At 64.3% G+C, this 14,290-nt stretch carries 10 protein-coding genes and 2 tRNA genes; 4 read left to right on the forward strand and 8 right to left on the reverse strand.

The genetic code is table 11. The features are described from left to right. Positions 1-84: 84 nt before the first annotated feature. A complete protein-coding gene (gene ppk1, locus AC1RKI_RS17600; protein ID WP_084004201.1) occupies positions 85-2,205 on the reverse strand; it encodes a polyphosphate kinase 1 in 2,121 nt (706 codons plus the stop codon). A 112-nt stretch (positions 2,206-2,317) separates the two neighbouring features. On the opposite strand from ppk1, the gene ppx reads away from it, so the two are divergent. Then, the gene (gene ppx / locus AC1RKI_RS17605; protein WP_061959278.1) at positions 2,318-3,850 is read left to right on the forward strand and encodes an exopolyphosphatase; all 1,533 of its coding nucleotides are present in this window, start codon (positions 2,318-2,320) and stop codon (positions 3,848-3,850) included. Positions 3,851-3,937: 87 nt separating this feature from the next. On the opposite strand, the gene AC1RKI_RS17610 is transcribed toward ppx, so the two are convergent. The 4 genes from AC1RKI_RS17610 to AC1RKI_RS17625 form a co-directional block, all read right to left on the reverse strand. Beyond that, positions 3,938-4,780 (reverse strand): GNAT family N-acetyltransferase, encoded by an 843-nt coding sequence (locus tag AC1RKI_RS17610; RefSeq protein WP_084004202.1) that lies wholly within the window; start codon positions 4,778-4,780, stop codon positions 3,938-3,940. A 241-nt stretch (positions 4,781-5,021) separates the two neighbouring features. Then, positions 5,022-5,498 (reverse strand): SixA phosphatase family protein, encoded by a 477-nt coding sequence (locus AC1RKI_RS17615; RefSeq protein ID WP_150981067.1) that lies wholly within the window; start codon positions 5,496-5,498, stop codon positions 5,022-5,024. Between the two features lie 178 nt (positions 5,499-5,676). Then, entirely contained in the window at positions 5,677-5,898 is a 222-nt protein-coding gene (gene infA / locus AC1RKI_RS17620) for a translation initiation factor IF-1 (protein ID WP_008641674.1), read from the reverse strand. 800 nt (positions 5,899-6,698) lie between these two features. After that, positions 6,699-6,775 (reverse strand) — tRNA-Pro (locus tag AC1RKI_RS17625). 425 nt (positions 6,776-7,200) lie between these two features. Here AC1RKI_RS17625 and AC1RKI_RS17630 point away from each other — a divergent pair. Then, positions 7,201-8,448, forward strand: coding sequence for a GGDEF domain-containing protein (locus AC1RKI_RS17630; protein WP_492795031.1), 1,248 nt, complete (start codon positions 7,201-7,203; stop codon positions 8,446-8,448). 79 nt (positions 8,449-8,527) lie between these two features. Further along, positions 8,528-8,604, forward strand: a tRNA-Arg gene (locus AC1RKI_RS17635). A gap of 62 nt (positions 8,605-8,666) precedes the next feature. Here AC1RKI_RS17635 and AC1RKI_RS17640 read toward each other — a convergent pair. Both AC1RKI_RS17640 and AC1RKI_RS17645 read right to left on the reverse strand, forming a co-directional pair. Next, the gene (locus AC1RKI_RS17640; RefSeq protein ID WP_492795033.1) at positions 8,667-10,316 is read right to left on the reverse strand and encodes a GMC family oxidoreductase; all 1,650 of its coding nucleotides are present in this window, start codon (positions 10,314-10,316) and stop codon (positions 8,667-8,669) included. A gap of 25 nt (positions 10,317-10,341) precedes the next feature. Beyond that, positions 10,342-12,315 (reverse strand): alkyl/aryl-sulfatase, encoded by a 1,974-nt coding sequence (locus tag AC1RKI_RS17645; protein ID WP_341249457.1) that lies wholly within the window; start codon positions 12,313-12,315, stop codon positions 10,342-10,344. Positions 12,316-12,416: 101 nt separating this feature from the next. Here AC1RKI_RS17645 and AC1RKI_RS17650 point away from each other — a divergent pair, with 101 nt between their 5' ends. Then, positions 12,417-13,313, forward strand: coding sequence for a LysR family transcriptional regulator (locus AC1RKI_RS17650; protein WP_492795035.1), 897 nt, complete (start codon positions 12,417-12,419; stop codon positions 13,311-13,313). 71 nt (positions 13,314-13,384) lie between these two features. On the opposite strand, the gene fabI is transcribed toward AC1RKI_RS17650, so the two are convergent. Next, the gene (gene fabI / locus AC1RKI_RS17655) at positions 13,385-14,167 is read right to left on the reverse strand and encodes an enoyl-ACP reductase FabI (protein WP_061959268.1); all 783 of its coding nucleotides are present in this window, start codon (positions 14,165-14,167) and stop codon (positions 13,385-13,387) included. Positions 14,168-14,290: the final 123 nt, after the last annotated feature.

A 14,290-nucleotide genomic window follows, 5' to 3' on the forward strand; every position in this document is an offset into this window, starting at 1 on the left:
CCCGTTTATTTTCAGCGCCCGGCCCAAAGTAAAAGAGCCGCGTCACAGGACGCGGCTCGCAGCGGCAGGGCGCGCGGCGCGGCTTCAAGTCCCGAACTTCAGCAGCAGTTCCTGCTGGCTCACGCGCTGCACCTTGGCTCGCGACGGCTTGCGCACGTATTCGCCGTTCGGCTCCATGACCCAGGCCGAGGCGTTGTCACGCAGATGGACCTGAAGACCTTCCTTGATCACGCGCGCCTTGAGATTGCGGTCGAGAATCGGGAACGCGACTTCCACGCGCCGGAAGAGATTGCGGTCCATCCAGTCGGCGCTGGAAAGATAGAGCACGTCGTCGCCATCGGCGCGGAAGTAATACACGCGATGGTGTTCGAGAAAGCGTCCGACGATCGAGCGTACCGAGATGTTTTCCGACAGCCCCGGCACGCCCGCGCGCAGCGCGCAGACGCCGCGCACGATCAGGTCGATCTTTACGCCGGCGCGCGACGCCTTGTACAACTCGTCGATGATCGTCGGTTCCAGCAGCGCGTTCATCTTGGCGATGATGCGTGCACGCTTGCCGGCCCGCGCGTTGCGCGCCTCGGCGCGGATATGCTCGACCAGATTGCTGTGCATCGTGAACGGCGACTGCCACAGATGGTTCAGCCGGATTGTGCCCGCCGTCCCGGTGAGCAGCTGGAACACGTGATGCACGTCCTCGCAAACCTTCTCGTTGGACGTCAGCAGGCCGAAGTCCGTGTACAGGCGCGCGGTGCGCGGATGGTAGTTGCCGGTGCCCAGATGCGCGTAGCGGCGCAGGATCGCCTGCTTGACCTTCGGCCCGGCCGCCTCGCGCCGCACGATCAGCAGCATCTTGGCGTGGCACTTGTGGCCGACCACGCCGTACACCACATGCGCGCCCGCCGATTCCAGGCGTTCGGCCCAGTTGATGTTGGTTTCCTCGTCGAAGCGCGCCAACAGCTCCACCACTACCGTCACTTCCTTGCCGTTGCGGGCGGCCGTCATCAGCGCTTCCATCACCGCCGATTCGTTGCCAGTCCGGTACACGGTCTGCTTGATCGCCACCACGTTCGGATCGTTGGCGGCCGCCTGCAGCAGGTCGAGCACCGATGCAAAGCTTTCGTACGGGTGATGCAGCAGCACGTCGCGCTGGCGGATCACGTCGAACATGTTGCTACCCGGCGGGAATGCCTTGACCACGGCTGGCACATGCGGCGGGTACTTGAGGGTGGGGCGGTCCACCAGATCGGGAATCTGCATCAGGCGCACCAGATTCACCGGACCGCTGACGCGGTATAGATCGTGCTCAGTCAAGCCCGATTCCAGCAGCAGCCGGCGCGCCAGAGCCGGCGGCGTGTCGGACGACACCTCGAGTCGCACCATGTCGCCGAAATGCCGCGTCGGCAGCTCGCCCTGCAGCGCTTCGCGCAGATCGGTGATGTCGTCTTCCGAGACGAACAGGTCCGAATTGCGCGTCACGCGGAACTGGTAGCAGCCTTGCACCTGGATGGCGGGGAACAGTTCATGCACGAAGGCCTGCATGAACGACGACAGCATCACGAAGCCGTAGGGATAACCGGACAGTTCCTCGGGCATGCGGACCACCCGCGGCAGCGCGCGCGGCGCCTGCACGATCGCCAGGTCCGCCTCGCGGCCGAATGCATCCTTGCCCGAGAGTTCGATCACAAAATTCAGGCTCTTGTTGAGGACGCGCGGAAACGGATGTGCGGGGTCCAGCGCAATCGGCGTCAGCACCGGGCCGAGCTCGCGCACGAAGAAATCGCGCGCCCATTCGCGCTGGCCGTCGCTCCAGGTGCCGGTCAGGTGAAAGAACACGCCTTCTTTTTCCAACGCCGGGAAAATCACGTTCTGCAGCATGTCATACTGCGAGGCCACGAGCCGCTGCGTGCGCTCTGTGACAAGCTGGTAGGTCTGCTGGAACGAGAGGCCGTCGGGCGTCAGGCCCGATGCGTTGTCGCGCATCTGTTCCTTGAGCCCGGCCATGCGGATTTCGAAGAACTCATCCAGGTTGCTGGATACGATGCAGATGAACTTCAGCCTTTCCAGCAGCGGTACATTCGGGTCGGCGGCTTGCGCGAGTACGCGCGTGTTGAATTCCAGAATGCCCAGTTCGCGATTCAACAGCGTGCCGGGCGGCGTCGTCGACATGTCTATGACCTTGTTTTGGCGATGTGGCGACTTTTTCATAGAATCGTGTCAGTTTGATGACACTTTGATTTTGTCATGAAGCGGACATGACAGAGACATATTCTTCCAAGTTTGGCCCCGCAATGGGCCTATGCCGCGTAACACGAACGCAATGACACAAAATCCCCGCTTGCTGGCCGCCGTCGACATGGGCTCCAACAGCTTCCGCCTGATGATCGGGCGGGTGGATGAAACGCCCACGGCCTCGGGTCCGGCCAGTCAGATCTTCCAGGTGGACGCGCTGCGCGAGCCCGTGCGGCTGGCTGCCGGCCTGACGCCCGACAAATACCTGGATCAGCCGGCGCGCCGCCGCGGCGTCGACGCGCTGCGCCGCTTTGGCGACCGCCTGCGCGACTTTACGCCCGAACAGGTGCGCGCGGTGGCCACCAACACGCTGCGCGTCGCCAAGAATGCGTCGGATTTCCTGATCGAGGCGGAAGCGGCGCTCGGGTTTCCGATCGAAGTCATCGCCGGGCGCGAAGAGGCGCGGTTGATTTATCTCGGTGCGTCGCACGATGCGCCGGCGTGCCAGGGCAATCGGCTGGTGGTCGATATCGGCGGCGGTTCTACTGAATTCATCATTGGCAGCGGATATCAGTCGAAGCTGATGGAAAGCCTTTATATCGGCTGCGTATCCCATAGCCGCCATTTTTTCCCGAGCGGTAACGTCGACGAATACGCGATGAAGCAGGCCGAACTGGCCGCGCGCCGCGAGATCCAGGTGCTGGTGCGCCAGTACAAGGCGGCCGGCTGGCAACAGGCGGTGGGATCGTCGGGCACGGCGCGCGCGCTGGCCGAGCTGATCGAGCTGAACGGCATGAACGACAACCCGGGCGAGCACGGCATCACGCGCGAGGGCCTGGAACGGCTCAAACGCGCGCTGATCAAGGCCGAGAACACCAACCGCGTGAAGCTGGCCGGTTTGAAGGCGGACCGTATTCCGGTGCTACCTGGCGGGCTGTCGATCATGCTCGGCGTGTTCGCCGAACTCGATATCGACCGGATGGACGTCACCGATGGCGCGCTGCGGCTGGGTGTGCTCTACGACCTGCTTGGCCGCAGCCATCACGAAGACATGCGCACCGTCACGGTCGACCAGTTCATGCGCCGCTATGGCGTGGATCGGCCCCAGGCGACGCGCGTGGGGCAGGCAGCGCGCGACCTGCTGGCGCAGTTCCCCGAGCCGCGCAACGAACGTCGCGAGGACAATCTGGCGCTGCTGGGCTGGGCCGCCAGCCTGCACGAGATCGGCATGTCGATTTCGCACAGCGGCTACCACAAGCATTCGGCCTACATTGCCACGCACGCGGACATGCCGGGTTTTTCGAAGACCGATCAGGCGCGTCTGGCAACGCTGTTGCTCGGCCATGCCGGCAAGCTCGGCAAACTGTCCGGCAGCGGCAAGTTTGTCGACTGGCGCATGCTGTTCAGCTTGCGGCTGGCGTTCGTGCTGTGCCGTCGGCGTGGCGACATGAAATTGCCCGAGATCCACGTCCGGCAACGTTCCGACGAGCTCCACGAAGGCTTCGAGGTGCGGCTGCCGAAGAGCTGGATCGACGTCAATCCGTTGGTCGAATACAGCCTGGCGCAGGAAGCCGACGAGTGGGAACGCGTGGGCAAGCGCTATAAGGTGGTTTACGTCTGAGCATGGTGATGGCGCCGTCTTTCGGCGCCAGAAAAGAAAAAGGCGACTTCCGAGCGGAAGCCGCCTTTTTCTTTTGGCCGATGGCGCTTAGCGGTTCAGCCCCAGGAAGTGCCGTGCGTAGCGTGGATTCATGTCGCGCACGCGCAGCAGCGTGAGGAAGTCCGCCACGTTGAAGTCAGGATCCCAGGCCGGCAGGCCGCAGATCTTCGCGCCGAGCCGCAGGTAACCCTTGATCAGCGCCGGCGGTTCGACGTCGAGCGTCTGGTTCAGGTCTTCCACCGGTAACGGCACGCGCGGAAACGCGTGATATTCGATCGGCGCCAGCGATTTTTCCGCAAACTGCCGATACAGGCTCGCCGCATAGTGGCCGCCGTCGCTCATCGGCACGCTGGCGCAGCCCAGCATCGATTCGAGATTGTAGCGTTGCAGATATTCGCCCAGTCCGCCCCACAGCGCCATGATCACGCTGCCCGAGCGGTAGTCGCGGTGGACGCACGAACGGCCCAATTCCAGCATCTTCGGGCGCAGATGCGCCAGGCGCACCAGGTCGAACTCGGACTCGGCATACAGGCAGCCGATGCGCTTGGCCTGATGCGGCGGCAGCACGCGGTAGGTGCCCACCACCTTGAGCGTTTCCTGGTCGCGCACGATCAGGTGGTCGCAGTAGGCGTCGAACATGTCGACGTCGGTGTCGGCCACCGACGATTGCAGGCGAGCGCCCATTTCTTCGGCGAACACCTTGTAGCGCAGACGCTGCGCTTCAGCTACTTCGTCTTGATGACGTGCCCACGCCACGCTGAAAGCAGGCGCCGTAACTTGTGCTTCGGTTTGTCGTTGCTGACGAGGAAGACGCCTCCGCGCCGACTGACCGGAAAGGCCAGTGGGCAAGGAGTCGAAGAGCGGCTGGGTAGGCGTCGGAAGGTCTCGCATCAGTGTGTGTCCTTTCGGTGACGAAACGGCTTCGAAACAATGTAGTGAGGCCGGGTGACAGCGCAGTGAAACGATAGTGACGATTCCGTGACGGTCATATCGGTTTCGCACGCAGGAATTCTTATAATCAGTCCCGTTTGCGTCACTTGCTATCGTTTTTCGTCGAAAGACATCGATGCGTATCGATTGCTCGAAAATCAGCGAACCCGCGAGCGAGGTTGTGGCGGAGCGGAAAATCGAATCAGAACAAATCGGGCTGGATGACGGCGCGCAGCACTACCTGTGCTTCGCTTTCGCGCGTGCGGGCGGCCAGCCACCAGATGCCGCTTTTTTTCACGCTCCAGTTCATTTCATGGCCCGCCATCAGCAGGCTGGCCAGCCGGCCGATCCAGGGCTGATGACCGACCACCACGGTGTGTTCGTGGCCCTGCGGCCAGTCGATCGCGGCAAGTACCGCGCCCACGTCGGCGCCCGGCGCGAGGTCGTCGAGTATTTCAGCGTGCCCCGACAAAGCCGCTGCCGTTTCGCGCGTGCGCAGCGCGGGGCTGCAAACCACGCGATAGTCGGCGGGCAGGTGCCCGCGCAACCACGCTGCGGTGGCGTCGGCCTGCTTGCGGCCGCGGCGCGTGAGGGGGCGCTGCAGATCGGCGCTGCGCGAGATGCTGAGGGCGTCGGGCAGGTCTTCGGCTTCGGCATGGCGCCACAGAATCAGATTCATGTCGGGGCAGGGGGCTTCGTCGAGCCTTGAGTATGGTGACGTGTGACGGCCGTCGCAAGGCGAAGCGTCAGAAAACAAAACGGGCTATCCAATGGGTGCAACCCATGGATAGCCCGTCAGTGTCGGCATTGGCAATGTCATCCGCATGACAGCGGTGCATCGCCCAAAAGGCGCTAACTCAGGACTTGTGGCGGAAATTGATGCGGCCCTTGGTCAGGTCGTAGGGCGACATTTCAAGGGTGACGCGATCGCCGGCCAGAATACGGATGCGGTGCTTCTGCATCTTGCCGGAGGCATATGCCCAGATTTCCACGCCGTTTTCCAGCGTGACGCGATAACGGTTGTCGGGAAGGGCTTCCGACACCACGCCGCCAAATTCGATGAGTTCTTCCTTAGCCAATCTGTTTTCCTTTTGACAGCCCCGAAGGCTGCATGAGTTAGTCAATATCCTGTGGGCGCTTCGGTTGACCTTCGGCTGGCCGGGCGGGCACAGGCGTCGCCGCATAAGCGGCAACCGCGCGGGCCATGCCGGAGGCAAGGTGACAGGCGTGGCGGATCGGAACCTGCCAGGCGCATCAGGTAAATCGTGGAGGGGCGCGGATGACCCAGACGATTGCCTTGCCGCTTGCGGTCGCGTGTGAAGCTGCGCGTCCGGTTGCATCACGGGGACGGGCGGGCAAGGTGTTTCCGGGGTTCCGGTGCGCTCGAGACGCCGATGATTCCAGCGCTGAACAATCGGTTTTCAGCAGCCGCAGCGGCGCTTACCCGGTTACAGGGCATGCTCAGACAGCCCCAAACTGACGCGGGATTATATCATGCCCGCCCGGCGCGCGCAGGCGCGCCGCCAGCTTTGCGCCGTTGCGCGCGGCAAAACCACACGACGCCGCAAATGTGCCGATGTCGCCGTCCTGTCATGTCGATGTGCGGCGCGCGACAGGCGGCGGCGCCGAATCGGCGGAAAAGCGCCGTGGGAACGTCGCTAAAAATCGAGCAAAGGTGGCGCAAGCGTCGCGTAAGGGGATGTCTTCGCCGAGAGATAAATGCCGGCGCCATATTGCACCGGCCAAATCTGAAAATCGGCGTGCGGTTTTGACATTTTCCATCCGCATAAATCCGGCCGGCGCAGATTCCAAAAGAAAAAAGGGCTCACGTCTTTCAACGTAAGCCCTTGATCCGGCTACCTAAAACAGCTTGCAAATATGGTCGGAGCGATAGGATTCGAACCTACGACCCTCTGATCCCAAATCAGATGCGCTACCAGGCTGCGCTACGCTCCGAAGCCGGCGATTCTATCGCGATGCGGGCGCAAAGGTCAATTGCGAAGTGAAGATAATGTGCGCGGCGGCGAAGTGGCGTGGCAGACGCAGTGGCGACCCCCCGCTTCAGGCGGGATAGCAATTGGCTTGACTTGGTACGTCGCGCTGACATAATCCGCACACCGCAAAGGTCCGATCGGCGCTTCGCGCCAAGTTTGCAGTATTCACCCGGACCTGCTCCCGACTATCACAACAATGGCACACCGGCCCCGCTTGCGACGCGGGCAGCCTGAGTCGTGCCTGAGCCCAGCCAGCCGTGCGTGCACGGAGCATTCGGGCAACCGGGATGCGGCAACAAAAAAGGACGGCTGTTCGCAAGCCGCAATCTGAAGGCGGCGCCAGTGCCGTGCGGAGCACTGGCAGCGCCTTTGTGAACGGGAATAAAGATGTTTCAGTCGCAGGTGGTAGTGCTGATCGCAGGCTTGTTCGCGCTGCAGATGGCGATCGTCTGTGCCGTGTTGCGGCGGTCCACGGGAATGGAACGCAGCGGGCTCACATCGTGGGCGCTCGGCGACCTCGTGGTCACCCTCGCGGTGGTGCTGCTAGCTGCGCAGGCGTACCGGCCGCAGTGGCCGCTGGCGTCGTTGCCAGGGGTGGCGCTGACGGCGGGATTGTCGATGATGGCCTACGGCACGCGACACTTCGCTGGCAAGCGCGGGCGCGGCATCGTACTGGCCGCGCTTAATCTGCCTGGCTTGCTGGCGGTGGGGCTGCAACTGGCCGGCGAAATGGGCGTGCCCGGTGCCGCTGCGGCACCGGAACTGACGCAGGCCCTGGCGCTGGCCGCGGCGTTGATCCAGATGATGTTGCTGCTGGACATCATCCGCGCCGCCGTGCCGCGCCTGCCGGCCAAGCGCGGCACCGGGCGACTCGCGGTGCTGTCGCTGATCCTCGTGGCGCTGGCGTGTACCGCGCTGGCCGGGGCGCAGACGTCCGCCGCATGGTCGACGCTGTTCGGTCACCACCCGTGGATGCAGCCCGACGAGCGGGCCGGCATGACGGTCTGGTTCGTATTTGGCGTGGTTGGGTTGTCGGTCAGTTTTGCCTTGATGGCACATGACCGGCTGCGCCGAATCATCGAGCGGCGCGCGCGCCACGACGACCTGACCGACGTGCTTTCGCGGGGCGCGTTCTGGGAGGAACTCGAAGCTGCCTGCAAGGGAGCCGAACGCCAACGCACGGTCTTCAGCGTCGCCTTCATCGACCTCGACCATTTCAAGGCGATCAACGATCTCTACGGTCATCTCGCTGGCGACAGCGTGTTGCGCCATTTTGCCGGACTGCTGCGCAAGGCGGCTCCCGAGCGCGCCGTGATCGGTCGGCTGGGCGGTGAGGAATTCGCCATCGTCATGCCGGGCACGCCGTTGGAAACTGGGCGCGCCATCAGCATGAAACTAAGCGCACTGGTCCGTTCCACGCCATGTCCGTCGGAACCGGACGCGATCGCCTACACCGTCAGTATCGGCATGGCCGAGCGCCGTTTCGGCGAAAACGCCGACGATGTCATGCGCCGGGCCGATCGCGCGCTTTACGATGCCAAATTGATGGGCCGCAACTGCGTATCGTCGGTCGACACAACCGAAGCCGTCGGCATGCCGCGCCGGCCCCGTGTGCGCGAACGCGAATCGTCCTGAAGTCATTCCCTGCGGAGTGCCCCGGCAGGCATGCTGGGGTAGAATGCTGGCCTTGCCGCAACGGCAAGTCCAGCACACGCCGCCCTTAGCTCAGTTGGATAGAGCACTCGCCTTCTAAGCGAGCGGTCAGAGGTTCGAATCCTCTAGGGCGGGCCAGATCCTGGTGCGCCGCGCGTGCGCACTCCTGTGACGACAAACCGGCGCAGGCGCAACGCCCGTCAGTTTCGCGCGCGCAGCAGATCGGCCGCGCGTTCGGCGATCATGATCGTCGGCGCATTGGTGTTGCCGCCGATCAGCGTCGGCATGATCGACGCATCGACCACGCGCAACGCTTCCACGCCCCGCACGCGCAGTTGCGGATCCACCACCGCCATGTCGTCGCTTCCCATTTTGCAGGTGCCCACCGGGTGGTAAATCGTATCGGCATGTTCGCGGATGAAGTCGCGGATCGCCGCGTCGTCGCCTTCGCCATCGCCCAGCAGCGCCGCCAGCGGATCCGTGCCGCCGGCTTCTGCCAGTGCGGACTGGGCGAAGATCCGGCGCATCAGCTTCACGCCGGCGACCATGCCGTCGAGGTCCGCAGGCGCCGACAGGAAGCGTGGATCGATCAGCGGTGCATCGCGCATGTCGGCCGAGCGCAGTCGCACCGTGCCCCGGCTTTCCGGACGTAATACGCACGCGTGGCAAGAATAGCCGTGACCGGGCCGACCCTTGCGCAGCACGTTGGTGTTGCCCAGCAGCGCCGGGGCGAAATGCAGTTGCAAGTCCGGTGCGTCAAGCCCGGGGCGGGTCTTGACGAAGGCGCCCGCTTCGGCCACCGGCGACGCCAGCATGCCGGTCCGGCGCAAGCGGTAGCGCATCACTTCGCCGGCCATGCGCGCCACGCCGCGTAGCGAATAGCCATACAGGTGCCACGAATGCACCGGTTTGCCGATGATGACGTCGAGGTGATCCTGCAGGTTTTCTCCCACGCCGGGCAGATCGTGCACGATGTCGATGCCGAGATCGCGCAGGTGCGCGGTCGGGCCGATCCCGGAAGCCATCAGCAATTGCGGAGAATGGAACGCGCCGCCGCTGACGATGATTTCGCGGCGCGCGCGCAGCGTCACGGTCTGACCGCCGCGCACCGCCTGCACGCCGGTTGCGCGCTTGCCGTCGAACACCACGCGCAGCGCCTGCGTATCGACCATCACGGTGAGGTTCTTGCGCCCGCCGTTGTGGGTCAGGTCGCCGCGATTGCCGCGATGCAGATAGGCGCGCGCCGCGTTCCAGCGTTCGCCATTGAACTGGGTGGTCTGGAACAGGCCGACGCCTTCCTGTTCCGCGCCATTGAAGTCATCGTTGAGCGGCACGCCGGCCTGCGCGGCAGCGCGCACGAAGCGCTGCGAGAACGGATTCGGCGTGCGCAGGTCGCTGACATGCAGCGGGCCGCTGCCGCCATGCCAGAGGTCGTCGCGCCCCGCGTTGCGCTGGTTGCATTCGCTGCGGCGGAAGTAGGGCAGTACGTCGTCGTATCCCCAGCCTTCGCAGCCGAGCGCGGCCCAGCGGTCGTAATCGCTGCGATGGCCGCGGATGTAGAGCATCGCGTTGATCGACGAACTGCCGCCCAGGCCACGCCCGCGCGGCTGGTACGACTCGCGGCCATTGAGTCCGGCCTGCGGCACGGTGCGAAACCCATAGTTGCGCGGGCCGGGCCGCGGCACGGTGCGGGCGATGGCAAGCGGCGTCCAGACGGTGGGATGGTGATCGTCGGGGCCCGCTTCGAGCAGGGCCACTGTCACGCCGGGCTGGTCGGCCAGCCGTCCCGCCAGCGCGCAGCCAGCCGATCCGGCGCCGATGATGATGTAGTCGAAGCTTGTGTCGCTCATGAATGTTGTCTCCCCCGGCGGCTCGTCAAGGCTGGTAGCCGTGCGGCGTCACCAAATTGAAATTCGAACTGAATGTGTCGAGCATGCCGAACAAGCCTGCCACCGCCTGCGGGTTGCCGTCGATCCGGATCGCACCGGACTGCATGGCTTGCGGCAGCGTCAGCTGCTTCAGGCTGATCTGGTCCAGAGTGGCCTTGGTCAGCATGACCGTGGCGGTGGGTTGCGCGTGCTGGGCTTCTGAAACATATGTCAGCGCACTGTTACGCAGCGTCATCGCATAGCGCTGCCCCAGGTCCGTGAACTGCCAGTTCAGCGTCATGGTTTTGCCGGCGGCCTTGTCGGCATTCAGGCGTACGGCCAGAAAGTCGAAGAAGTTCGGCACAGTCAAGGCGCGCACCAGATCGGACGAACTGGTGGCGGCGAACGTGGGCTTCGCCACGCCATCGCGCAATTCCTGCGCGCCGGTCAGATAGATATTGCGCCACGTGGAGTTTTCGCTCTGGTAGCCAAGCTGTTCCAGCGCGTCGGCCTGCAGCGCACGCGCCGCGGCGTTGGATGGATCGGCAAAAACCAGCTCGTTGCCGATCTGGCTGACCCACCGATATTCGCCGCGGGCGTATGCGTCGCGCAGCTTTGCCAGCACGGCATCGGCGCCGCCCATCCATTCGATGGTCTTTTTGGCGGACTGCTCCGGCGGCAGCGGGTTCAGGTGCGCGGGATTGCCGTCATAGAAGCCCAGATAGCGCTGATAGACCGCGCGCACGTTGTGGCTGACCGATCCGTAGTAATCGCGCGCATACCATTTGCTGGCCAGCGGCTGTGGCAGTGTTTTCAACTGATCGGCGATCTCCAGCGGCGTGAAACCCTGGTTCAGCAGCCGCAGCGTCTGGTCGTTCAGATAGGCGTACATGTCGCGCTGGTCGGACAGCATTTCGACGATGCGCGCGCGTCCCCACGTGGGCCAGTGGTGCTGGCCGATCAGCACATCGGTGCGCTCGCCGTAGCGCAGCAGCGATTGCGCGATGAAATACGACCACGCCTTGGCGTCGCGCACCTGCGCACCGCGCAGCGTCAGCAGGTTGTGCTGCGTGCGTACGGCATTTTCGGCCATGCACAGCGTGCGGAATTGCGGCAGATAGATGTTCATCTCCGCGGGCGCCTCGGTGCCCGGCGTGAGCTGGAATTCGAAATCTACGCCATCAATGCGGCGCGTCTCGATCGCCTTGGTGATCAGCGAGGTCGGCGCCAGCAACGTCATCGTGCCGCGGGCCGTGGCCTTGCCGAGGCCGGTATCGACCTGGCCCGACGCACTCTTCGGCAACTGCGTGCCATACATGTATTGCGCGCGGCGGCTCATGGCGTTGCCGGCCAGCACGTTTTCGCTGACCGCTTCCTCCATGAAGCCCTGCGGGGCAAGGATATCGACCTTGCCGCTCTTTACGTCCGCTTCGTCGACGATGCCGCGCACGCCGCCGAAGTGATCGGCGTGGCTATGGGTATAGATGACTGCGACCACGGGTTTGCGCGGTCGGTGCGCGTAATAGAGATCGAGCGCGGCGCGCGCGGTTTCGGCGGTCAGCAGCGTATCGATGATGATGAGGCCGCTGTCGCCTTCGATGATGTTCATGTTGGCGAGGTCGGCGCCGCGAATCTGATAGACGCGATCTGTCACCTTGAACAGCCCGGCTTCGTTGTTGAGCTGCGCCAGCCGCCACAGGCTCGGATTCACGGTATTCGGCGCGGAGGCCGCGGACTCGAAGGCATAGGCCTGGAAATCCCATACGACCCTGCCGTCCGCCGTCGTGATCGTCCGTTGCGGGAAGCGCGCCACCAGCCCGCGCCGCGCGTCCTCGAAATCGGCGCGGTCGGCGAACGGCAGCTTGTTCAGCCATGCCGCGTTCGATTGTTCGGTAAGCGGGGACGCTGGTTGGGGGCCGGCCAATGCGGCGGTCATCGTCACGGTGGCGGCGGCCATCAAGGCGGAAGCGGCAATACGCATGGAATTCAGATTTTGGTGATAGACGAGGCGTCTATTGGATGCGCGCCGGATCTATAATTCAATTGCAAAATACGTATCGCAACAATGCAGACGACGCATATATGAATCTGAAGCGATTGGAACACCTGGTGGCGGTTGCGGAAGAAGGATCGATGGCAGCGGCTGCGCGGCGCGTGCACCTGAGCCAGCCTGCGCTGACGCGCAGCATCCAGGCGCTCGAAGACGAAGCCGGCGTGGCGCTGTTCGACCGTGGTGCGCGCGGCGTGACGCTGACCGCGGTGGGCCGCATGGTGACCGAGCGTGCGCGTCGCGTGCTGTTCGAGTCCGGATGTCTGGAGCGCGACCTGACGCTGGTCCGGCAGCATGAGATCGGCAGCGTGCAGATCGGGCTCGGCGCGTTTCCGGCGGCGATCCTGCTGCCCGAGCTGTTGAGCCAGTTGCACCGCCAATGGCCCAAGCTGCGGATCGGCACCGAGGTCAGCCACCCCGGCGCGTTGCTGCAGGCGCTGTATCGGGAGGCAGTCGACTTCGTGGTGATCGAGCACAGCACGGCGCCGACGGCCGCCGAACTGGAAACCGTGCGCCTGCCGCCCGACCCGGGCGGGGTGTTCGCGCGTGCCGGGCATCCACTGACGCTTGGCCCGGTGGGCCTTGCCGCGCTGCGCGAATCGGCCCTGGTGTCGGTGGTGTTTCCGCCAGAGACGCACGAGCGGGTGCGCAAGCTGTTTCGCTGCAAACCGGGCGAGGACGTGCCGTTTCAGGTCGAAAGCAACGATTTCCGGGCGCTGACGCATCTCGTGCGCCATGCCGACGCGCTGTTGCTGGCGCCGGCGCGGGCGGTGCGCGAAGAACTGCGGGCGGGCACGCTGGTCGCGCTCGACATTCCAGAGCTGCCGGACATCACCATGCAGTTTGCAATCGTGCGGCTGGCGCAGCGCACGCTTTCCCCGGCGGCGGCGCGCGCGGTGGCCGTGATCGAGACCGTGGCGCGGGCATGAAAAAAGCGCCCCGGGCGGGGCGCTCTGGCGATCCGAGCAGGCGCGGCCTCCCGGATGGCGGCCGTGCGGCCTTACTCCTCGACCGCCGTGCCGACGATGTTGTAGCCGCCGTCGACGTAGGTAATTTCCCCAGTCACGCCGCTGGCCAGGTCGGACAGCAGGAAAGCGGCCACGTTGCCGACCTCGTCGATCGTCACGTTGCGGCGCATCGGCGCTACGTCTTCGAAGTGCTTGAGCAGCTTGCCGAAGTCCTTGATGCCGGACGCGGCCAGCGTCTTGATCGGACCGGCCGAGATGCCGTTGGCGCGAATGCCCTTCGGGCCGACCGCCGAGGCCAGGTAGCGCACGCTGGCTTCCAGCGACGCCTTGGCCAGGCCCATCGTGTTGTAGTTCGGCACCACGCGTTCCGCGCCCAGGTACGTCAGCGTCAGCAGCGACGCCTTGTCGTTGAGCAGCGGCAGCGCGGCCTTGGCCAGTGCGGGGAAGCTGTAGGCCGAGATGTCGTGCGCGATGCGGAAACCTTCGCGCGACAGGCCTTCCAGGAAATCGCCGGCGATCGCCTCGCGCGGCGCAAAGCCGATCGAATGCACCAAGCCGTCGAATTTTTCCCAGCGTTGCCCCAGAGCGGCGAAGGTGGCGGCGATCTGTTCGTCGCTGCTGACGTCGCATTCAAAAACCATGTCGGAGCCGAATTCCTTGGCGAAGTCCGTGATGCGGTCCTTGAAGCGTTCGCCCACGTACGTGAAGGCCAGTTCCGCGCCTTCGCGCTTGCAGGCCGAGGCAATGCCGTAGGCGATCGAACGGTTCGAAAGCAAGCCCGTGATCAGGATCCGCTTACCTGCCAGAAATCCCATAAGTTCTCCAAGATGATAGTGAGGACGGGCATGTTTCGTGCACAGGCCCGTGTCCGGTGCACGGCGGGGAATGTCACCCGCTGGGAATTGCGCCGCGTAGAGGAATGTCCGGATGGCTGGTCG

The organism is Cupriavidus sp. GW822-FHT06G04, from assembly GCF_058799075.1.